This window comes from Mesonia algae (genome assembly GCF_003253545.1).
Taxonomy (GTDB): Bacteria; Bacteroidota; Bacteroidia; order Flavobacteriales; family Flavobacteriaceae; genus Mesonia; species Mesonia algae.
The window spans coordinates 266,478-287,910 of sequence record NZ_QKYV01000005.1 but is presented as its reverse complement, the minus strand read 5'-3'; the positions used below and the strand labels follow the sequence as shown (position 1 = coordinate 287,910).

Below are 21,433 nucleotides of genomic sequence, written 5' to 3'. Positions count from 1 at the left end.
TAGAACTTTTCGAATATTTTACAAGCTAGGATTACAACTATAAGACTACTTAAAAAACTAATTTTACCAGATAATGAATTTCTGCTCACTTTAGTTTTAAAATAAGAAAAATCACTAAGTTAGGCTGAATTAGAGGTATATTTAATTAAAGTAATTCCTTAATAATCTGCTCTTCAGAATAGCCTTCCGCTTCAGCTTTATAATTTTTGATGATACGGTGTCTTAAAATTCCGTTAGCTACAGCTTTTACATCTTCAATATCTGGAGAGAATTTTCCTTTGGTAGCTGCATTAGCTTTTGCAGCCAAAATAAGGTTTTGAGAAGCTCTTGGCCCTGCTCCCCAATCTATATAGTCTTTTACTAACTGTGGAGCAAACTCACCTTGTGGCCTGGTTTTTCCGACAAGTTTAACAGCATATTCCACTACATTATCTGCTACAGGAATTCTACGAATTAACTGCTGGAAGTCGATAATTTCTTGTGCATTAAAAAGCGCATTAATGGTTACTTTGCTAGTAGAAGTTGTACTTTTTACCACATTTACTTCTTCTTCGTAACTAGGATATTCTAGAAAAATTGAAAACATAAATCGGTCTAATTGCGCTTCAGGTAAAGGATATGTTCCTTCTTGCTCAATAGGGTTTTGTGTAGCCAATACAAAATAAGGTTGCTCTAAAGGATAACGTTTTCCGGCAACGGTAACAATTTTTTCTTGCATTGCTTCTAAGAGAGCAGCCTGCGTTTTTGGCGGTGTTCTATTGATCTCATCGGCTAAAACAATGTTAGCAAAAATAGGTCCTTTTATAAACTTAAAATTTCTAGATTCATCTAAAATTTCTGAACCCAAAATATCACTCGGCATCAAATCTGGTGTAAACTGAATTCTTTTAAAATCTAAACCTAAAGCCTGAGATATAGTATTAACCATTAAGGTTTTAGCTAGTCCTGGCACCCCGATTAACAGTGCGTGTCCTCCTGCAAATACTGATAGTAAAATTTCATTAACGACTTTTTCTTGCCCTATAATGACTTTTCCTATTTCTAATTGAAGTTGTTTATATTTATCTACAAAATTTTCGATGGCACGCACATCTCCAGACATAATTTATTGTTTTAACCAGTTACCACTAAAAGCACAATCTTTATATTCCTCTCCTACTTTTACGTAAGTATCGCTAATATTTTCTTTTTGCCATTTCTCGATGGCTTTGATTTGTTTTTCCCTCAAAGCTAATTCTTTTATTTTGGTATAATCTTGAGAGTAATTGGCAATGTGCTCTTTATACTTTTTATTAACCGTAATTATTTTAAAGAACTTAGTACCTGTTCGGGTTTGATCTATTAAAATTAAAGAAGTCTCTCCTTCATTTAAACTATTTACCTTCTCATAAATAATAGGATCTATATCTGTTAACTCAAAACGAGTGTCTCCTGTTTTAGGGTTGATTAATTTACCTCCATCACCACGAGTTTCTTCTTCGTCTGAATATTTTCTAGCCGCTTCATCAAAAGAAATTTTATTATTGACAATACTATTTCTTATGGTATCTAATTTCTCTCTTGCTATTTTAATAGTCGCATCGGTTACTTTAGGCATGATGATGATATGTCTAATATCTAATTTCTGACCTCTTATTTTATCTAACTGAATAATATGGTACCCGAAAGATGATTTAAAAGGCTTGCTCACTTCTCCTTCTTGTAAACTAAAAGCTACTTGTTTAAAATCTTTATCTAGAGGATCTTTTCTCGTAATGGTCATTTGCCCCCCTTTGGTACTGGTTGCATCTTGAGAATACAAAACTGCTTTAGTGGCAAAACTCGCTCCATTATCTACAATATCATTACGCATTTCAGTTAACTGATCGATTACTTTTTGTTCTTCCTCTTGCGGAACTTCTGGCTCAATTACTAATTGAGAAATTTCTACTTCGTCACCAAACTGCGGACGTTCATCTTCTGGAATACGATCAAAAAACTGTCTTACTTCTTCTGGAGTAACTTCAATTTCGCTTACAATTTTGCTTTGCATACGATCACTCAAAGTTCTTTCTTTATTGATTATGAAAAGTTCTTCTTTTAAATCTTTCTCGCTTTCTTTTCTATAAAACTCCAGCAGTTTTTCCATACTTCCTATTTGCTGAACCATTCTATCCATCTGCTGATCGATCATATTATTCACCTCATCTTCAGAAACCGTAATGGTACTGTCTTGCAACGCATGGTGCGCATACAGTTTATTTTCCATTAATCTACCCGCTAATTGACAATCAGAAATTTCTTCAGAAGCTATTCCTTGATTTTTAATGTCTTCACGCATTTTAATGATATCTGTTTCTAAAATAAGATAATCACCAATTACTGCAGCAACACCATCTGCTTTGAAACGTTTAAATGGCTGAACAGAATCTTTTTTCTTGATCTCTGTCTTTACCATTTCTTCTTCACCAGTAACAACCAAACTGCTATCTACAGCTTTAGTTTGGGCATTTAATGCGGTTATTGAGAATAAGGCTATACAGCAGATATTAATTATATATTTCAAACTTTTTATTTTTAATTGCATCTTTTATTATTTCTTTTTCTAATTCTTTTGATAATTCTAGTTTCCTTCTATTAAGAAGAATTTGCTTAATCGTTGGTTTTACATACTCCAAAGGTGCTTGATCATTTCTTTTTAAGACCTCCTTTATGTATACCAAATATACTCCTAAAGAATCCTCAAGTTGCAAGAAGTTTTCCTTTTTTAAAAACTCTTCGTTTTTAGAAGTATCTAAAGGTCCTATTTTATTATAGATTTCTATAGGCTTTACCCATACCGAATCATTTAAATAATAATTTCTAAACTTTAAAGACTCTTCCTCTAGTTCTATTTTATCTTCTTGATTAAACCTCGTAATTTTCTCCTTGAGTTCTTTTACATCAGGGTAATCTTTACTAACATCAACATATCTTAGTTTTATGAGGTCTTGATTCAGCTTAAAATTTATTTTATTAGCTTCAAAATAACTGTGAATAATCGTATCTTGAAATGTAGTATCTATCTTTTTAGAAATTATAACATCTTTATAAGCCTCTGTATACAACTCACTTCTATAATTTTCAATAAGTTCCTTAAAGTCTTGCTGTTTTTTTTCTGATAAATTTATTTTTGCTTGATGCATAAACAATTCATCCTGAGCCCAACGATTAATATAGTTAGACATAAATAAAGCACTATCTTCTGAAGAAGCTCCATCGGGAATTAATCCCTTTACATCTTCTTGATAGAGGTAATTATCGTGTACTTTTGCTAATGGAACTCTTTCATCTTTAGGCTGAAAGAAATCACAACTCATTAGCAAGAAACAACTTAATATAAATATGTAATAGGGAGTTTTATTCAAATTCTTTCTCTAAACTTTTTAATACCTCTTGATGGATAGTCACATTATTCTTTGATCTAATATTCTCTATCCATTCTTTTTCTAGCTGCTGCTGATATTTACTTACCACTTCACCTCTTGCTTCTTCATAAGTTTTTATTCCCTCTTTTTCAATATTTTTAATATCTAACACAAGAAATACGCCATTATTTTCATAAACTTTAGAAACACCTTTTCTATCTCTTATTTTAGTAGGCAGCGCTTCATTATTCTCCTTGAATTCACCCGATTTAAATAATATGGTGTGTCCCATTTCTTTAGCGCTCTTTTCAATTTCTTCTTTAGCTACCTCATCTTTCATCCATTTTCTCACTTGCTTCGCCATATCTTTAGTATCGGTCGATACCATTGTCAAAGTATATTGTTTTTCTTTGACAAAGCTTTTTTTATGCTGATCATAATAACGCTTTAAAGCAATAGAATCTTCTTTAGCAGCTTGCCAAATATTATCTTCCATTAGCTCAAACAACAACAATCCATTACGGTATTCTTCAATAATGTAAGCATACTCCTTATTGGTTTCTTCTAAATGATCTTTATGGTAAGAAATAAGAAAGTTTTCTTTAAACATCTCTAACCAATTTGCAATTAAGCTTTCTTTAGAGTCGACATTACCTATTTGGCGTTGAGCATTACTCATAAGCTTTGCAAAATCCTCATAGCTTTTCCCTTCTCCTTTTATCTCTATTATATTCTTTTGCGGAATATCTTTTAAATCTGCTATATTCCATTTTGAGGTCAATATATCATCAGAAACATTTTGAGTAAAATAAGCTAAAGCTTCTTTATCTTCTTTAATGTTATAGGTTTTTCTAATATCCTTTAGTACATCTTCTCTAATGAGTTGCGCTCTTACATCTCCCTTCATTCTTCTAGAAAGTTCTAATTTTTCATCTTCGAAGCTTTTAATAGGGTTTTTCTCTAAAAGTTTTACAATATGCCAACCATACTCTGTTTTAAAAGGTTGAGAGATTTCATTTACTTCAGTTAAACCAAAAGCTATATTTTCAAATTCTTTAGAGTTTAATTTACCTCTAGAAAAAGTATTAACTACACCTCCATTTATGGCTGTATTTTTATCGTCGCTATATTGCTTAGCCATTTCAGAAAAACCATTGCCGCTGTCTAACTTCTCTTTAATTTCAAAAATTTGAGTTTTAGCATCAGAGTTTCCTTTTTTATTTTCTATCATAATATGAGCCACCTTTACGGTACCCTCTGCTTTTCGTCTATCATTTACTTTTACAATATGATAACCAAACTGCGATCTTGCTGGCATTGAAATATCACCCTTCTTGGTTTTGTAGGCAGCCGATTCAAATGGATAAACCATAGAAAACACAGAAAACCAACCTAAATCTCCATTGTTTTGCTTTACGGAAGGATCTTCAGAATAAGCTTGTGCCACTTCTTGAAAAGATTTTCCGCTAAGGATTTCTTTTCTTGCCTTCATTGCTTTTTGATATGCCTTTAAAGTATCTGTTGCATTGGCCGAAAGTTTAATTAAGATATGACTGGCATTTACTTCTTCAGTTTTTCTACTGTAAGCTTCTTTTAAAAGGTTCTCTGTAATTTCAGAATCCTTCATATACTTATCTGCCAACTGCTTTTTATAAATATTATATTCCCCCATAAAAGAAGGAAGCGTATCAAAGCCTTGCTCTTCGGCTTCTAAAACCTTTAATTTATAATCTACAAAAAGATCCATATACTCTTCTACATCTTTTTGATCGTCTTGTAGAAGGTTTAAATTTTTAGAAAACACTCGTTTAAACTCATCTGCGTAAACGGGTTGATTATTAATGGTCAATAATACTTTTTGTTCATCTTTTTGTGCAATTGCAAAACAACTTGTCGCTAAGAAAACAAGTAAAAGTAGATTTTTCATTTTATAATTTTTAAAAGTGCTCAAAAATAAGAAATATAAAAGGTTATACAAGTATTTAAATTAAGATCCTACATCTAAATAAAGTTGTAAAAGTAAGATTCTATTTTTCTGCTAAAATCATATTTTCAATCCGCATAAAGACACTAGGAAAAGTAACGCTTCAATAAATTATTAATTATATTTGAATTCAACTTTTTAATTACTTCTTTATGAAATACACCAGCCAAATTGTTATCGAATTACCCAGAACAGAAGTCATTGCAAAAATGGATTCTATGGAAAATTTACAGCACTGGCAAAAAGGTTTATTAGAAGCTACTCCCTTAACAGGAGAGCTTGGTAAAGAAGGTTCTCAAATGAAACTTAGTTATAAAATGGGGAAGCGAGAAATGGAAATGATTGAAACCATTATTGAAAATGATTTCCCAAAAGAATTTCACGCTACCTACGACACCAAAGGCGTTCATAATATTCAACACAATTATTTTAATGTAACAGGTGAGAACCAAACCACTTGGATAAGTGAGAGTGAATTTAAATTTTCTAATTTAAGCCTTAAGTTTTTAGGATGGATTATGCCTAATATTTTTAAAAAACAATCCTTAAAATATATGAAAGATTTTAAAGCTTTCGCGGAAGAAGGTACAAGCGTAAAAAATACTTAATGGAACATATTAAACTTATATGGGATTTTAGAGGTCCTCACGCTCAAAAAACTGCTGAACATCACGAAATTCACCTTAAAGATTTTATCAAGATTGAAAAAACTCAGCTAAATCTTACAGGAGTTGAAAACCTATCAGATATGCATTCTTTGGCATTTATGATTGTTTCCAAAGATGAAATGAAACCTATTAGAGATGCGCTAAAACCGCATCGAGGACAACTTTATACTATTTAAATAAGGATGAAAAAAGAGAGCGAAAATAAATCTGCATCAGAAAAACCAAAAAGTAAATTGAGTCTATTTTTTTCTAAAATGGGCTACTCGGTATGGATGATTGTCATGGTCATAGGAGGAATTTTAGCATTTATTACTTCCTTGCTTTTATTATGACCCTTATCTATAAAGTTCTATATTCTCTTCTTACTTTATTTTTGTGTTTATTAGCTACAAAACATTTACTCCATATCCAACTGCCCACTATAATCAATTCGTATGCTAACGATTTGCTATGTATGCCAATTGTACTTACTATTTGCCTAATAGCTGTGCAAAAGATTAAAAAGGATGATTCCATAAGATTATCTTTGTTTACAATTATCTCTTTGACTATCTATTATGCTATTTATTTTGAATATTATCAACCTCAAATAAACCCTCGCTACACTTCTGATGGGTGGGATGTAGTAATGTATTTTCTAGGAAGTATATTTTTTTATGGCTTGCAGAAAAAATCTAACCTAAAAAAAAAGCCCTAATACAATTAGAGCTTTCTTCAATTTTATAAGTTTATACTTAAAACTATCTAGAATAGTTAGGTGCTTCTTTGGTAATGGTTACATCGTGAGGATGACTCTCATGAATTCCCGATGATGTTATCTTCACAAATTTAGCATCGTTCTTTAAAGCTTCAATATCTTTTGCTCCGCAATATCCCATTCCTGCACGTAAACCTCCAATAAATTGATTCATGCTTTCAAATAATTCTCCTTTATAAGGTACACGTCCTACAATACCTTCTGGAACAAGCTTTTTAATATCGTCCTCTACATCTTGAAAATAACGATCTTTAGAGCCTTGTTGCATTGCCTCTACAGATCCCATTCCGCGATAAGATTTAAATTTTCTTCCTTCGTAAATTATAGTTTCGCCTGGAGATTCCTTAGTACCTGCCAGTAAAGAACCTAACATCACACAGTCTGCTCCTGCTGCTATGGCTTTAGGAATATCTCCTGTATAACGTATACCTCCATCTGCAATGACTGGTACTCCGCTTCCTTTTAAAGCTGCAGCTACTTCAATTACAGCAGAAAATTGTGGAAAACCTACTCCCGCCACTACTCTTGTGGTACAAATAGAACCCGGACCTATTCCTACTTTTACGGCATCAGCTCCAGCATCAGCTAAATATTGCGCAGCTTCCGCAGTAGCGATATTCCCTACCACTACTTCTAAATTTGGGAATTTCTTTTTCACTTCTTTCAATACATGAACCACGCCTTTAGTATGACCGTGAGCTGTATCTATAATTACAGCATCTACACCTGCATTCACCAAAGCTTCTGCTCTATCAACAGCATCTGCAGTGACACCTAAAGCTGCTGCCACACGTAATCTACCGTATTGATCTTTGTTAGCGATAGGTTTTTGAGTTAGTTTAGTAATATCTCTAAACGTGATTAAACCTACTAGCTTGTTATCCTTATTAATAACAGGTAACTTCTCAATTTTATTCTCTTGTAAGATTTCTTCTGCATCATCTAAAGAAGTTCCTTCTGCAACAGTTACCAAATTTTTAGAAGTCATTACTTCTTCAATAGGTCTTTCGTTGTTTTTCTCAAAACGCAAATCACGATTGGTAACAATCCCAATTAATTTTCCTTCTTGATCAACAATGGGGATTCCTCCAATACTATGCTCTCGCATCAATTCTTTAGCATCTTTTACTTTTGCTTCTATAGGTAAAGTAACAGGGTCGATAATCATTCCACTTTCTGCTCTTTTTACTTTACGGACTTTAAGTGCTTGTTGCTCGATAGTCATGTTTTTATGCAAAACACCAATACCTCCTTCTCGAGCCATAGCAATAGCCATGCGAGATTCTGTCACCGTATCCATAGCTGCCGAAACAATAGGAACGTTGATAGTGATATTTTTGGTAAATTTGGTTTGAATGTTAACTTCTCTAGGAAGAACTTCGGAAAACGCAGGAACTAAAAGAACATCATCATATGTTAATCCTTCTCCAACAATTTTATTATCGTGTGCAGTCATCGCAATTAAAGATTTAATTGCATGCAAAAGTAAGCTTTTATGCTAAGAAACTTGTAATAATGTTATTATTTATTTTCTAAACAATTGTGAGAAAACCAAAAGTACAGATATAACAAAAGATGTAGTCATAAGTATTCCTGAAACCACCACCACATAACGCATCCAATGTAAACCAGTCCACATTAAATAAATTCCACCAAAGGTTAATAAGACCGATAATAACGGCTCTATCATTAAAGCTTTTTTTAATTTTTTGTTAGACTTGGTTATTGAAACCAATCCGCCAAGAAGAAAAAATATAACAGACATAGAAAGAATGTGCGTATGAATGATGGTAAGCATTTCTCTTTCTGGTTTTTTAAACTTCATCACTTCTGCTTCCAGGTCTTCTTCGTTACCTAAATAGTTTTCTTGAATGCCTTGAGGATGATTTTCTGTAGTATCATTTACAAAAATCAAACCCGTAAAATAACCGACGCTTAACACTACAAGAAAAGCGCCGATTAAAAATTTTACTTCTTTGGGTAACCTAAAGATAAATCCGTTAAGGTTGATCATAATTGATTTTCCTGTTTTAAAATATGCATCGTTTTTAATACATTATTTACAGCTCTTGCCATAGATGAGGCAGAAATAGTCGCTCCACTAATAGCAGCTATATTTTCTCCATACTCAATTTTAGAGTCTGGTGTCATACCTATAAACTGCTTAAGCCAACGCTGAGACCCTATTTGAAGTCCGTAATCTTCTCTGTAGATGAGAACTTTAGATTTTTTAATCTTCAAATCTTTATCAAACAACACCACATATTCAAATTTCTTCTTTTTACTTGGAGCAGTTCCTAAATAGGTATAACCTATAAGTTCTCCTTGTACAGAAATTCTTGAAAGGTTTTTAGCTGCGGTCTTCGCCGGAATTTTTTCTTCTATATTTCCTGGAGCCGTAATAGATTCCAACTGATAATCCTTTACTTCGTAAGTGCTTTTTATCGCCTTATCAAATTTTTCTTGAAGCCTATCTTGGGTTGTTGTAATCGTAAAAGCAAAACAACTTAATAGGCCACAAAATATTAATAACCTTTTAATCATCATTTATTTTTTTACGTATTCTTCTACAGTACTATCAATTTTTGCTTGTTTTGTTTCAATATCCATTGGGAATAATTGCATAAATAAAGCTTGACCGTTTACCGCTTTCTCTAAAGCTAAATCTTTATCACGACCATAAACATCACTCCACTTATTTCTTACTCTACTCCAAAAATCTTTATTAGTTGCCCACCAGTTTTTGGCAGCTTTACATTTTTCATCGGCTACTTTACGATATACGTTATAACCTTTTTCTTCTACTAAAAGCACATCTTCTTTACCATCTTCACGAATTACTTTCTCATTATCCTGCTCGTGCAACCACCCTTCTTTTGTAATTTCAACTTGATTACCACGCATCATTACATTATAATCACTTCGTTTAGAATATTCTCTACGCGGCAAAGGAGAACTTGTAGTATTATTCCAATAATGTTTTCCATCTTCATGAATCCAAGTTGCAGAACCTGAGTAACGCGGACTATCATCTACCTGATATACATTTTGTGTCCATTGTCCTTTTACATCTTTCTTATTCATATTTACAAAAGTCCATTGATTATCGTGGTTAAAGTCATAACGCTTTGTATTTTCATATAACCAATCTTGTCTCCAGTGCTTAATGACCATGGTATCATTAAGAACTAAAAGGTGCTGAATAGAAATTTCGTTTTTTTCATCTTTTATCAACTCTGCCCATTCTAAAGCTGTAGCTGTATAATCATAGTGTTTTTCATAATCAATTTCTGGAGAAAATGTCTCGGTATACTTAAAGGTAACCTCAAAACAGCCGCACATATCTTTTATAGCTTGTTTATCTTCTTTTAGATTTTTTTGGGCGAAACCAACGCTAGTGGCTGCCATCAAAACACTTGTAAATAATAAGTTCTTGAAATTCATTTTTATTAGTTTTTTATAGATTGATTCTGGGACAAAAATATTAAATTTATTTAGATTGATTTAAAATAATATATATATTTGTCGAAATATTTTAATTAAGACTTAGTCTAAATAATGAAAAATAGATTTCTACTCATCATTTTACTTTTAAACTTTTTTAACATTCAAGCTCAAGAGACTGAGGTTAAAAAAGAAACGAATGACAAGAAAAAAGACACCATAAAAGTGAATAATCTAGAGGAGGTCATTCTCACAGGACAGTACAACTCCCAATCTGTAAAAAAATCGGTTTTTGAAGTACAGGTAATTACAGAAAAAGACATTCAATTAATGGCAGGAAATAACCTTGCCGATGTTCTTACCCAAACATTAAATATGAATATTATTCCGCAAGCTGGTGAAGGCAGATCGGGAATTCAACAGTTTGGATTTAACTCAGAATATGTAAAAATTTTAGTAGATAATGTACCCATAGTAGGGGATGAAGGTTTTGGGAATGCTATAGATATTTCTCAAATTAACTTAGATGATATCCAACAAATAGAAATTATTGAGGGCGCTATGGGAGTACAATACGGTTCTAATGCAGTAACTGGTGTGGTGAATATTATTACAAAAAAATCCGCGAAAGCGAAATGGCAAATCACGCCATATATTCAAGAAGAAACCATTGGTAGCGAATATGGATTGTTTGATGAAGGTAGACATATACAGTCTTTAAAAGTGGGACATAATTTTACAGATAAGCTTTACGCCAATGTATTATTTACCAGAAATGATTTTCAAGGGTTTCTAAATCAAAATCAAGGAAAAAATTATTTTAATCCTGTGGATGAAAATGATGGTTTAAGAGGTTATGAATGGCTTCCTAAAGAACAAAATAGTATTAAAACTTTAATTAATTATCGTTTTGAAAACTTTACCGTTTTTTACAAGTTCGAATACTTTACGGAAGAAACTAATAAGTACAATACCAATGTTTTATTAAATCATAACAGTTCTACGCAAACTAATAAACCAACAGCCAATGATGAGATCTTTAATTCAGACAGGTTTTATCATCATCTAAATGCTACAGGGAAAATTAGAGACCAAATCAACTTCAATATTTCTGCATCTTACCAAGAACAAACTAAGAATATTGAAACTTTTACTTACACCATAAAATCTGAAGAGAAGTCTAATATTGAAAATTATGATTACAATACCCGCAAAGGCTTTTTCTCTAGAGGAACTTTCAACAACTTTTTTAATAAGGAAAATTTTAAATTAGAATTAGGTTATGAAACTACGCTAGATGAAGGTTCTGCAAGCGGACTTTCATCTCAGAACGTCGAAAATAGGACTCAAAACAATACCCTTAATTCATATAGTTTCTTTGCTTCTTCAGAAATAAAACCTACCGCCCGCTTATCCTTAAGACCTGGAGCTAGAATTATTACCTCTTCGCAGTTTTCACCTCAGTATGCAGTTTCCCTTAGCGGAAAGTATAGCTTTAAAGATGGTTATCAACTAAGAACTATCATTGGTACAGCACCAAAAACGCCTACGTTTGAGCAACTCTATTTTTATATGGTTGATAGCAATCATAATGTACAAGGAAATGAGAATCTAAATCCGGAATATGGAAAATCTATATTCTTACACTTTAAAAAAGCATTTTGGTTAAACGATTACGAATTAAAATATACTCCAAAACTATCGGCTTGGTATCTAGATGTTGAAGATAAAATAGATTTAATTATTACAAATACTTCTCCTCTAGCCTACCAATATAATAATATAGATCTATACAAAACTTGGGGATTATCCTTAAGAAATACACTTAAATACAAAAATCTTTCTGCTACCCTAGGACTTGCTTTCTCTGGAGAATCAAAAGTATTAAACAGTAGCGATGTGTATAATGATGATTTCTTATACGCTTTTCAATTCAACACTAATCTATCTTACCAAGTTCCTAAATGGAATACTGTTTTCTCTACTTTTTTTAAAGTAAATGGTCCACAATATCAATTTGTATCTAGCATTAATGACGATGGAGAAACTGAAATTACTAGAGGAAAACTTGACGGGTACGGTTGGTTAAATACATCTATCAAAAAGACATTCTACAAAGACTTAGATATTACCATAGGCGCAAGAAATGTATTAGATATTACAGAAGTAAACTCTAGTACAGGCCAAGGAGGTACGCATACTGCAGCATCTTCATCCCAGTTATTAGGATATGGCAGGTCTTTCTTTATAAAACTTTTATACCATCTAAATTTTTAATTATGAAATCTAACTATTTAGTACTTTTTTCTCTCGTTATTATCTTCTTTACGGCGTGTAATAAAGATGATTCATCAGCCAATGATTCTGAATTTGTCGTGGCTTTTAAAAATCCTTCTACAGCTTTCGCGGAAACTGATAATGAAAAAGAAATAGACCTTGTTTTTTCTAATGATGCTCCGCAGGACGGAATACTCGTTATTACTTATACCGAAACCAACTTAACTTACGGTGAGGATTATAGCACTACTCCATCCACGCAAAGCGGAATTATTGAAATTCCTATTGTGATGGGAACCATTCAAACTTCATTTAGTCTAGAAAGATTAAACTCAAATCCTGCTCAAAATGACACTGATAAATCTATTGAGTTCTCCATAACAGAAGTAAATATTCCTAATGGTTTTACTCAAGGAAACACTACCAATCTTGTAAGTTTCTCTGATACTGCTTCTCTTGGCGGAAGTATTTCTCCCAATTTAGGAGGACCTAATGAAGGAAATCAAGTGTATTTAGATTTAAGTACACAACAAGAAACCGTAGTCAGTAGAGATAAATGGGATTTAGCTTTTTATAACGGAGATCAATTCCGCGTTAAGCTAAATAGCTCTTTATTTATGATGGCTGCCCCATTAGAAACTACGAATATTGATGCTATTACCGAAGCTGATGTTGCTAGTTTACAGTCACAAATGGCTTTCCTAGTGCAAGGATCTAATGAATTTGTAGATGCTCCTAGCGGAAATTTAAACGAAACGGTGATCGAAGAAATTTCTATCAACCTTGAAGAGAATAAAGTTTACCTCATCAAAATGGGGAGCGAGATAGGAACCGATACTCCAGAAACTGGAAGCGTTGCCGTTGCTGGAGCCGATAGAGGTTGGAAAAAAATAAGAGTTGTACAAGAAGACGGTGCTTATAAATTGCTTTATGCCGATTTAGATGCAACTACTCACCAAGAAATCACTATTGGAAAGGATAACCATCACGATTTCACCTATTTCAGTATAATAAATGAAAATGTGGTAGATGTTGCTCCAACAAAAGGGAAATGGGATCTTAATTTTACCGTCTTCACGGAAGTGTTAGATCTTCCAGAAGGAGGAGAATCTGCTTATGGTTTTTCTGATTATGTTGCTACTAACGTACTTTCTAACACCAAAGCTTATCAAGTAATGACTGAAGATATTGCTTATCAAGATTTCACTACAGCAAATATCGATAATTCATTATATGAAGTTGACCAAAGAGTAATTGGAGCCAACTGGAGAGATGTTTTTAACGGACTATTTAACGAGCGTTTTTACATCATTAAAGATACTGACGGAAATACTTATAAATTAAAATTCACTTCGATGGTGAATGAAAACGGCGTACGCGGTTACCCAAAATTTGAATATCAAATCCTTAATTAAATATACAATTATAACTAAAAATTACACCTTATGAATTTAAAACTATCTTTCTTAGCGTTTTTTGGCTTTTGCTTAATCGCAACGGCACAAACTACCGTAAATCTTAGCTTAGATCCTTCTTATGCAAACGAAGTTTATTATAAGTTTTCAACCAATCAAAGTTACGACCATATTGCAACCGATTGGGAAATTGCTTTTTTGAGAAATAACAATATGAATTTTGCCATTAGAATTAATGACGGAATTGGTTTAGAAGTTTTTGAAGCAGCCAATACCCCAGTAGATTATGCTACAGTAGATGTGAATAATATTGCCAACTTCACACAGCTATACAACAGTGACATAAGTTGGTTTGAAGGAGCTTTCAATACAGGTTCTGCTTCTTATGGTTTTGGAGAATATAATCCAGCCAACCACCACGTAGAGGGAACCGTTACCTTTTTATTAAAATATGCTGACGGGAGCTTCAAAAAATTATTCATTGAAGATTATTTTGGTGGATATACATTTAAATATGCTTCTTGGGACGAGACCACTTCTACTTGGAGTGCAGATACTACCGAAACTGTTTCTAATACCAGCAATCCTAACAACATGTTCAACTACTACAATTTCACTACCGCTTCTGAAGTAGTTGCTGAACCTGCAAGTACAGACTGGGATCTAAAATTTACAAAATTCACTACAGATTATGCTTATAGCGGAGGAACTATGAAGTATGTAGTAACAGGAGCTTTACAACATCCAGACCTAGTCGTAGCAGAAAATATAGAGCCTAACGGAAATGGAGATACTAGTAATCTTAATTATTCAGATGAAATCAATACAATTGGTTACGACTGGAAAACATTAAATGCAAGTTATACTTATGATGTAGAACCAGATCTTTATTTTTACGTAAAATATCTTGACGGAACAGTTTACAAATTAAATTTCACTGATTTTGGAGGAAGTTCTACAGGAAACATTCAGTTTAACTATGAAGATGTAACTAGCCAGTTAAGCACGGTGGCTTTTGATGCTGAAAATTCATTTAGTATCTACCCTAACCCATCTTCCGACAAGCAAATTAATGTTTTAGTTGAAAGTGAAGATGCTAATCAAACGGTAGAAATCTATAACCTTTTGGGTAAAAAAGTATACACTTCTCAATTGAAAAATGCTGGGTTTACCAATCAAAGATTAAACTTGTCGCAATTAGCAAATGGTACTTACATTGTTAAATATCAAGCAGGAAGTCATAGTACAACTCAAAAGTTGATTCTAAATTAATTAGCCAGTACCAACCAAATTATTTTAAAGCTACTCTGCATAGAGTAGCTTTTTATTTTTAATCAATCCAATTACAAAATACTCAAATTCAGTTATTTATATTGCTTCTTCCTTATTAAACTTCTATTTTTAAGTTATTCACTAAAAAAGAGAGCTATGAGTATTAGATTAGGAAACAGCTGTGTAAACTGTAAAAAATTTGAAAATGATTTTTGTATAAAACATGATACATCGGTAAGTGATAGGCATACGTGTGATAGTTTTACGATGAAAAATAGATTTTTGGACAAAGAAAACTGTACCACTTGTTCAAGATATATGAGTCCTACTTGTGCTCACCCTAAAAAAGCAGCACCCGATATGTTATGTTCTTACTGGGCGCCTCAAGTTACGGCTTAATGATAATAAGCGTTTAAAATATAAAATGCATACCTATGTGGGTATGCATTTTTTTTGTAGCCCTCGATAGTTTTAACTCTATAAAGACAAAAAATAAGCGTTAGTTTTTATCAAAACAAAGTATAACAAGAGTTCCTTTGTTTTCAATAGGCTGGATCGCAAATTCCGCCTTGTTAAGCTCTACATACTTTTTTATTAAAAACAAGCCTAAGCCAGTTCCAAATTCGCCATCTGTTCCTTTTAAAGAAGTAATGGATGAGTTATTTTCTGAAAAAATTTTATCTAATTGATCTTTAGAAATAGGCGTTCCTTCATTAAAAATATGTATTTCGATATGCTCAGGCTTAATTTGATAAGATATTTTTATACTTTTCTCTTTGGGAGTATATTTTAATGCATTTGATAATAAATTATGTAAGATTACGTGCAATTGTACGGTATCTACCGTAATCATAATAGCTTCTTTATAAACATCATGAACGATCGTCACCCCTTTACTCTGACTCGAAATTTTATACACATTCAAAATTTCTATCATTTCTGATACAATATTAATTTCCGTAAAGTTTATTTTCGTTCCATTTAATTGTGTACTTGCCCAAATTAATAGGTTATTAAGCATTCTAGAAGTTTCGTCTAATTGCAAACGCATAGAAGAGTAAACTTCAATTTTTTCTTCTTCCGTAAAGGCATTTTGAAGCAGTAAGTCCATTACCTGAGAAACAGCTGCAATAGGCGATCTTAAATCGTGAGAGATGATAGAGAAAAGTTTATTTTTTCCTTTATCTAGTTTTATAAGTTGTCTATTTTTTTGAGCTAAGGCTGTATTTAACTCTTCTTTTTCTCTAATTATTTTTTTGTATTTAAATGCAAAAAATAAAGTGATAGCTAAAATTAAAGCAATAAGCGCTATAACTAATTGATTGAAAAAAATTTTATCCTCAGACTGCTGATTTTTAGTTGTCAAAATTTCATTTTCTGCCTCTTTTTTATCTAACTGCATTACTGCTATAATCTGTGCTTGCTCTTTATTAAAAAGAGAATCTTTATACTTTCTATTGTCTTTTGAAAAACGGTAAGCATTTTTGTAGTTCTCCTTTAGAACTTGAATTTTAGCCAACAAAGCCGTACTTCGTTCAAGATCCCAAAGTGCATCAATTTCAATAGCGGCTTGATATGATTTTTGTGCTGCAGAAAGAGCTTTCTCCAGCTCGTTTAATTTTATATAAATTTCCGCTAATCCTCCATACGCAAAGGTTAACTCCCAATTATCATTTTTAGATTCATTGATTACTTGGTTGTAGGTTAAAATAGCTTCCTCTAAGTTTTCTTCTAAATAATATACTTGTGCTATTCTATTTTTTGTTGCTAATTTTATAGATTTATTTTCTGAAGTAATCGAAAATTTAAACGACTCATCAAAATACTGACTAGCCTTATCGATTTGATTTAAAGCCAAATAAGAAATCCCTAAATTGAGGTAAGCCGCCGATGGATCTTTATTATCTACGTATTCTAAATATTTTTCGAAATATTGAATAGCTTGATTGTGTCTACCAATGCCTTGTTGAATAAGACCTAAACCATTATAGCACCTAGCCATATTATGTTCATCTTGCAGCCTTTTAAATCCGTTAAGGGCACTTAAATAATAAGATAAAGACTCCCCATAATTACCTTTTAAATAATAGGTAATGGCATAGGTTTGGTTGATTTTAGTTTGCAGAGTGTCATTTGGACTTGTTTGTAATAAGAGTTCTGCTTTATGTAAATAATCTAACGCTTGCCCCGAATTATTTTTGTAAGTATCTATTGCCCTCTTATTAAAATATTTAATAGAGTCTAAATGTTGACTATACATAGAGGTAATAGCCAAAAGAAAAAAGAAAGTAAATATTTTCTTAACCACGTATATAATTTCTGTATTTAAACCATAAACACATATTGATACTTGTATATTCTTAATTAAGAAAGTTTGAAAATTTCATTTAAAAAGATACTACTTTTAATTTAATTTTTGACGGTAATTCTTAATTTAAATCTTCACTTGCAAGGTGGTATACCAATTAATAGGTTGAGCTGGTATTATTCCAGGACCTGGATATCCCGTAGCTCTTCGGGTAAAATAATCATTATTTAAAAGGTTGTTAATTCCCGTTTCTAATCTAAATCGTTTATACACATAAGATAGAGAAAAGTCTAAAATCCCGTAGGCTGGTATTTCCCCTTCAATACCTCGTTGACTATCTGTTTTTACTTGTGGAGCATTAGTAGCATCTGTAAACTGTTTAGATAAATAAGAGTATTGCAAACTACCCATTAAATTTTTATAACCAAAACGCATTCCTGTTTTAAGATTATACTCTGGTATAAATTCTACTTTATTTCCTTCTACATTCGTCTGCTGAGATTGAGTGTATTCAGATTGGGTAAATGTAAAATTATTAAAAATACTCCACTGTAAATTTTTGTTAGAATTGAAAAATTGATTTTTAAGATCAAATTCTGCGAAAGTTTCTATTCCGTAAATAAAAGCATCTCCTATATTACTCTTATACCTTACAATTCTCCCTTGGTTTTGTAATATCTCCCCTATTCTATCTTTATATTGAAGTCCGAACACCCCTAATTCATATCGTAATTTTCGAGATAATTTTCCACGCATGCCGATATCGGCTGTAAAGCCTTCTTCATCATTAATATTAGGATCAATCACAAAAACTGGATTGATTACACGTATATCATTAAAGGTAACAGAACGGTAATTTTGAGAAAAATTTGCGAGTAACTCTACTTGAGAAGAGAGTTGATAGTTAGCTCCTATTCCTAATAAAACAAAAGAACGTTCTAAATTTCTATTGTCTTCTAAAGTTTCATTTACCAAAACATTTCCTGCATTATCACTCACAATGTTTTGATATGATCCCTTACTTTCGGTATCTATAAACTCTAAACGAAAACCAGGAGTTACTGAAAGACGCGAGTTTAACCTAAAAATGTTTTCACCAAAAAAAGCTAAATTCTGATTGGGAAATGTAAAATCTGCCTGACGTTCATAATTAGGAAATTCTCTGGTGGCGAAATTAAAATTAGCCTCACTCCCAGCATTACCAGCTCCTTGCATTTGTGTATTATGCGCCTTATAAAATTTGCTTCCTATTAAAAAAACAGATTCTTGACCTAATAACTCATATCTTGTAAGAAGACGCGCTTCGGCTCCCCAATTTTCAAAATGATCTACTAATAATTCTCGAGGCAAATTAGGATCATCTACACTTGAAACTCGATTATCTCTAAACCCTAAAGCTTTTCTCGAAGCAGACAAGCCAAAAAGGTTAAGGCTAAAATCTGTTTTTTTAGAAAACTGATGCTTTAATTTAGCCGAAAATAAATTCCAATTTACTTTAAACCAGTTTCGTTCACGATTGCTATAATCTGGGTTTTCATAAAATTGAGCATCGGTGATTCCGCCAGGTTGCTGAGCTAAATAATCTAAAAATGTATATTCAAATTCTAATTTGGTTTGCTCAGAAACTTGGTAACCTAAATGTGCAAATGCTTGATGAGAATCAAATCCAGAATTGTCCCTAAAACCATTTCCGCCTTTATAGTGGTAGTATGTATAGTAACTCAACTTTCCTACGGTCCCGCTTAAACTATTAAAACTCGTAAATAGTTGATTTGAACCTAAACTTTGCCTTGAAACCAATTCTATTTTTTTATACTTATTTGGTTTTTTGAACTTAAAATTGATCAATCCACCAAACTGCGTTCCATATTGCAAAGAAGCAGCACCGCGTATCACTTGTATTTCCTTCAAAGCTTCTGGAGGTGGTGTATAATAACTTTCAGGGTAACCTAAAACATCGGCAGAAATATCATAACCATTTTGACGCGTATTAAAGTTTTGCGTGCGATTAGGATCTAAACCTCGTCCTCCAATATTTAACTGTAAACCTGCATCTCCATTATCATAAATATTTAAACCTACTACTTGGCTATAAATTTGTCTAGCATTATTAGCGGCAAGGTTTCCTGTAACTTTATCTAAGAGAACAACTTCGGTTTTTTTACCTGCATAAATAGCGGTTCCTTCAACGGGTTTTAAATTCCGTAAAGCAAAAATTCTTTCTCTTCGTTGAGTGATAACTACTTCAGATAACTCTTCAGAAAGTTCTGTCAAAATAAAAGTTTTTTCAACATCTTCACTAAGATTAAGCTGCGTTTCATAAACTTCAAAAGATGCTGCAAAAATCACAAAAGTATAAGTGCCCTCTTTTAAATTATCAAAACTAAATTCTCCGTTAGCATTCGTTTTTTCTACAGCACCTGTCAACACGTGAAACACTTCTGCTTCTGCTATATTTTTTCCCGTCGTAGCGGAAGTTACCCTTCCTTTAAAACTAAATTGTGCATGCAAAGAAACGCTTAGCAAAAAGAAAAGCGCGATAAAATTAAAGTCCTTTAATCTGATCATAAAAAGGAAGTATAAATGTTTTAGGAATAAATGATTCCTTTATTTGTAATAAATCTACAGTCGGGTCTATATAAGGCTGACTCCTACGCCCATTCAATGCCACATAACTTTCTACATAAACCTCTACATTTTTGTGACCTTGTTTCTCAAAATGACTCCCCAGAAAATGCGCATATTCTAATATAAAATCGGGTTGAAAAGACATTTGTTTTTCTTGATAAGGTGTTAAAAAATCTGAATTATCAACATAAAAACGCTTTTGTGTCTGAGCATCTACAATTTTAAATTGCGCATAACCCGCTTTCTCCATAAGCATAACTCGCCAAGAAAACCTAAAACCCTCTTCTGTCCAAAATAACTCATTGGGATAAGCTAAGTAACGCCAGGGCAAAAATAACTGAATTGTAAAAAACAAAACAAGTACAAATGTTAATAAGCTATTTTTTTTTGAGGAAAAAACTAAAGTTTTATGGTTTTGAAAACGATGGTAAGAGATTTTAAAAACTTTACTAATGATTTTAAGAATTTGCCGATGCACTTTAGCATCAAAAAAAATCGTAGCGCTCACAATCATAATGAAGGGAAACATACCAATAGGAAACAATACCCGCGTCAATACGTGAAAAACGATGACCATAAAAAAGGCGACTTTTCGAGTAGGACGATAGAGTAATAAAAAAGGAATGCTTAAATCGTACATCATCCCCAACCAACTAAACCCATAATGCACCCAAGTTTGTTGTAAAAAATCTCCTAACAGAGGTATATCATATTTTGAAGGTAACCAAATCTTTAAAGGCATGGCCTCCAAAAGCCAATCAGAATTAAGCTTAGCTAAACCTGCATACACATACACAATACTCATTAAAAGCTGAATACTGTGAATACACCACTTGGGTATTTTTTGATACGCTTTACGCGGATTTAAATAAGCATCTATAGAATAATGAGCTGAAGCCGGTAAGAAAATCATTAAAAAACTAAGAATACTTATAAAGTAATAATGGTTAAGATAAGTCGTCTTATCCATCAGTTCTATATACGTAAAACTTAAAAAGAATATAAGTATAGACCATTTATAACGATAGCCTATCATAATGGCAATAGCAGAAATTAGTGCTATTAAAAAAATAAAATAAGTATAAATCCCTAAAGGCTTCACCCATTCAAACCCGTAATAAGAAAAGAAAAATTTAGGTTGCACGTAAAGCTTATCTATCCAACCATTTGCCCAAAACCGAACGATACTTAAGCTCATCATTAAACCAAAAAAAATACGGAATACTGCTAAAGGAGCTGCATCCGTATTTTTTTTAAAATAATGTTTAATCTTAATTAACATCTATTTTTTTTT

Annotated in this window: 18 protein-coding genes; 7 read left to right on the top strand and 11 right to left on the bottom strand. The window is 32.4% G+C overall.

Annotation, left to right across the window (positions count from 1 at the left end; genetic code table 11):
- Window positions 1-145: 145 nt before the first annotated feature.
- From LX95_RS10635 to LX95_RS10620, 4 genes are read right to left on the bottom strand one after another with little or no spacing between them, the layout of a single operon-like run.
- Window positions 146-1,102 carry an AAA family ATPase gene (locus tag LX95_RS10635; protein ID WP_111541425.1) on the bottom strand — a complete coding sequence of 319 codons (957 nt, stop codon included), beginning with the start codon at window positions 1,100-1,102 and terminating at the stop codon, window positions 146-148.
- A gap of 3 nt (window positions 1,103-1,105) precedes the next feature.
- Window positions 1,106-2,545 (bottom strand): peptidylprolyl isomerase, encoded by a 1,440-nt coding sequence (locus LX95_RS10630; RefSeq protein WP_317047032.1) that lies wholly within the window; start codon window positions 2,543-2,545, stop codon window positions 1,106-1,108.
- Window positions 2,529-3,338: a V-type ATP synthase subunit I domain-containing protein gene (locus LX95_RS10625; protein ID WP_111541456.1), complete on the bottom strand. Its 810-nt coding sequence runs from the start codon at window positions 3,336-3,338 to the stop codon at window positions 2,529-2,531. The genes LX95_RS10630 and LX95_RS10625 overlap by 17 nt, the downstream gene beginning before the upstream one ends.
- Before the next feature lie 40 nt (window positions 3,339-3,378).
- Window positions 3,379-5,313, bottom strand: coding sequence for a peptidylprolyl isomerase (locus LX95_RS10620; protein ID WP_111541423.1), 1,935 nt, complete (start codon window positions 5,311-5,313; stop codon window positions 3,379-3,381).
- Between the two features lie 209 nt (window positions 5,314-5,522).
- Here LX95_RS10620 and LX95_RS10615 point away from each other — a divergent pair, with 209 nt between their 5' ends.
- From LX95_RS10615 to LX95_RS14640, 3 genes are read left to right on the top strand one after another with little or no spacing between them, the layout of a single operon-like run.
- Window positions 5,523-5,978: an SRPBCC family protein gene (locus LX95_RS10615; protein WP_111541422.1), complete on the top strand. Its 456-nt coding sequence runs from the start codon at window positions 5,523-5,525 to the stop codon at window positions 5,976-5,978.
- The gene (locus tag LX95_RS10610; protein WP_111541421.1) at window positions 5,978-6,214 is read left to right on the top strand and encodes a hypothetical protein; all 237 of its coding nucleotides are present in this window, start codon (window positions 5,978-5,980) and stop codon (window positions 6,212-6,214) included. The genes LX95_RS10615 and LX95_RS10610 overlap by 1 nt, the downstream gene beginning before the upstream one ends.
- A gap of 6 nt (window positions 6,215-6,220) precedes the next feature.
- Window positions 6,221-6,370, top strand: coding sequence for a hypothetical protein (locus LX95_RS14640; RefSeq protein ID WP_170116607.1), 150 nt, complete (start codon window positions 6,221-6,223; stop codon window positions 6,368-6,370).
- 408 nt (window positions 6,371-6,778) lie between these two features.
- Here LX95_RS14640 and guaB read toward each other — a convergent pair whose 3' ends face one another.
- From guaB to LX95_RS10585, 4 genes are all read right to left on the bottom strand, one after another.
- Window positions 6,779-8,251, bottom strand: a complete 1,473-nt coding sequence (gene guaB, locus LX95_RS10600) for an IMP dehydrogenase (protein ID WP_111541419.1) — start codon at window positions 8,249-8,251, stop codon at window positions 6,779-6,781.
- Window positions 8,252-8,320: 69 nt separating this feature from the next.
- Window positions 8,321-8,809 (bottom strand): hypothetical protein, encoded by a 489-nt coding sequence (locus tag LX95_RS10595; RefSeq protein ID WP_317047031.1) that lies wholly within the window; start codon window positions 8,807-8,809, stop codon window positions 8,321-8,323.
- Window positions 8,806-9,339, bottom strand: a complete 534-nt coding sequence (locus LX95_RS10590; RefSeq protein WP_170116606.1) for an FMN-binding protein — start codon at window positions 9,337-9,339, stop codon at window positions 8,806-8,808. The genes LX95_RS10595 and LX95_RS10590 overlap by 4 nt, the downstream gene beginning before the upstream one ends.
- Before the next feature lie 3 nt (window positions 9,340-9,342).
- Complete coding sequence (locus LX95_RS10585) at window positions 9,343-10,239, bottom strand: DUF6607 family protein (RefSeq protein WP_111541417.1); 897 nt, start codon at window positions 10,237-10,239, stop codon at window positions 9,343-9,345.
- A 114-nt stretch (window positions 10,240-10,353) separates the two neighbouring features.
- Between LX95_RS10585 and LX95_RS10580 the strand changes: the two genes are divergently transcribed.
- The 4 genes from LX95_RS10580 to LX95_RS10565 all read left to right on the top strand — a co-directional run bounded on the left by LX95_RS10580 (window position 10,354) and on the right by LX95_RS10565 (window position 15,602).
- Entirely contained in the window at window positions 10,354-12,516 is a 2,163-nt protein-coding gene (locus tag LX95_RS10580) for a TonB-dependent receptor plug domain-containing protein (RefSeq protein WP_111541416.1), read from the top strand.
- A 2-nt stretch (window positions 12,517-12,518) separates the two neighbouring features.
- Window positions 12,519-13,931 carry an HmuY family protein gene (locus tag LX95_RS10575; protein WP_111541415.1) on the top strand — a complete coding sequence of 471 codons (1,413 nt, stop codon included), beginning with the start codon at window positions 12,519-12,521 and terminating at the stop codon, window positions 13,929-13,931.
- Between the two features lie 30 nt (window positions 13,932-13,961).
- Complete coding sequence (locus tag LX95_RS10570) at window positions 13,962-15,203, top strand: T9SS type A sorting domain-containing protein (RefSeq protein WP_111541414.1); 1,242 nt, start codon at window positions 13,962-13,964, stop codon at window positions 15,201-15,203.
- A gap of 156 nt (window positions 15,204-15,359) precedes the next feature.
- A complete protein-coding gene (locus LX95_RS10565) occupies window positions 15,360-15,602 on the top strand; it encodes a hypothetical protein (RefSeq protein ID WP_111541413.1) in 243 nt (80 codons plus the stop codon).
- Between the two features lie 100 nt (window positions 15,603-15,702).
- Here the strand turns inward: LX95_RS10565 and LX95_RS10560 are convergent, their stop codons facing one another.
- From LX95_RS10560 to LX95_RS10550, 3 genes are all read right to left on the bottom strand, one after another.
- The gene (locus tag LX95_RS10560; protein WP_146240776.1) at window positions 15,703-17,511 is read right to left on the bottom strand and encodes a tetratricopeptide repeat-containing sensor histidine kinase; all 1,809 of its coding nucleotides are present in this window, start codon (window positions 17,509-17,511) and stop codon (window positions 15,703-15,705) included.
- A gap of 126 nt (window positions 17,512-17,637) precedes the next feature.
- Window positions 17,638-20,079: a TonB-dependent receptor domain-containing protein gene (locus LX95_RS10555; protein WP_111541411.1), complete on the bottom strand. Its 2,442-nt coding sequence runs from the start codon at window positions 20,077-20,079 to the stop codon at window positions 17,638-17,640.
- Window positions 20,057-21,421 (bottom strand): HTTM domain-containing protein, encoded by a 1,365-nt coding sequence (locus LX95_RS10550; RefSeq protein ID WP_111541410.1) that lies wholly within the window; start codon window positions 21,419-21,421, stop codon window positions 20,057-20,059. The genes LX95_RS10555 and LX95_RS10550 overlap by 23 nt, the downstream gene beginning before the upstream one ends.
- Window positions 21,422-21,433: the final 12 nt, after the last annotated feature.

Excerpts from the sequence above, each read along its gene's own strand:
- LX95_RS10595 (WP_317047031.1), bottom strand. The coding sequence starts at position 8,809 with ATGATCAACCTTAACGGATTTATCTTTAGGTTACCCAAAGAAGTAAAA.
- LX95_RS10555 (WP_111541411.1), bottom strand. The coding sequence starts at position 20,079 with ATGATCAGATTAAAGGACTTTAATTTTATCGCGCTTTTCTTTTTGCTA.
- LX95_RS10585 (WP_111541417.1), bottom strand. The coding sequence starts at position 10,239 with ATGAATTTCAAGAACTTATTATTTACAAGTGTTTTGATGGCAGCCACT.
- LX95_RS10625 (WP_111541456.1), bottom strand. The coding sequence starts at position 3,338 with ATGAGTTGTGATTTCTTTCAGCCTAAAGATGAAAGAGTTCCATTAGCA.
- LX95_RS10575 (WP_111541415.1), top strand. The coding sequence starts at position 12,519 with ATGAAATCTAACTATTTAGTACTTTTTTCTCTCGTTATTATCTTCTTT.
- LX95_RS10550 (WP_111541410.1), bottom strand. The coding sequence starts at position 21,421 with ATGTTAATTAAGATTAAACATTATTTTAAAAAAAATACGGATGCAGCT.
- LX95_RS10565 (WP_111541413.1), top strand. The coding sequence starts at position 15,360 with ATGAGTATTAGATTAGGAAACAGCTGTGTAAACTGTAAAAAATTTGAA.
- LX95_RS10590 (WP_170116606.1), bottom strand. The coding sequence starts at position 9,339 with ATGATTAAAAGGTTATTAATATTTTGTGGCCTATTAAGTTGTTTTGCT.
- LX95_RS10580 (WP_111541416.1), top strand. The coding sequence starts at position 10,354 with ATGAAAAATAGATTTCTACTCATCATTTTACTTTTAAACTTTTTTAAC.
- LX95_RS10615 (WP_111541422.1), top strand. The coding sequence starts at position 5,523 with ATGAAATACACCAGCCAAATTGTTATCGAATTACCCAGAACAGAAGTC.
- LX95_RS10620 (WP_111541423.1), bottom strand. The coding sequence starts at position 5,313 with ATGAAAAATCTACTTTTACTTGTTTTCTTAGCGACAAGTTGTTTTGCA.
- LX95_RS10570 (WP_111541414.1), top strand. The coding sequence starts at position 13,962 with ATGAATTTAAAACTATCTTTCTTAGCGTTTTTTGGCTTTTGCTTAATC.
- LX95_RS10610 (WP_111541421.1), top strand. The coding sequence starts at position 5,978 with ATGGAACATATTAAACTTATATGGGATTTTAGAGGTCCTCACGCTCAA.
- LX95_RS10635 (WP_111541425.1), bottom strand. The coding sequence starts at position 1,102 with ATGTCTGGAGATGTGCGTGCCATCGAAAATTTTGTAGATAAATATAAA.
- LX95_RS14640 (WP_170116607.1), top strand. The coding sequence starts at position 6,221 with ATGAAAAAAGAGAGCGAAAATAAATCTGCATCAGAAAAACCAAAAAGT.
- guaB (WP_111541419.1), bottom strand. The coding sequence starts at position 8,251 with ATGACTGCACACGATAATAAAATTGTTGGAGAAGGATTAACATATGAT.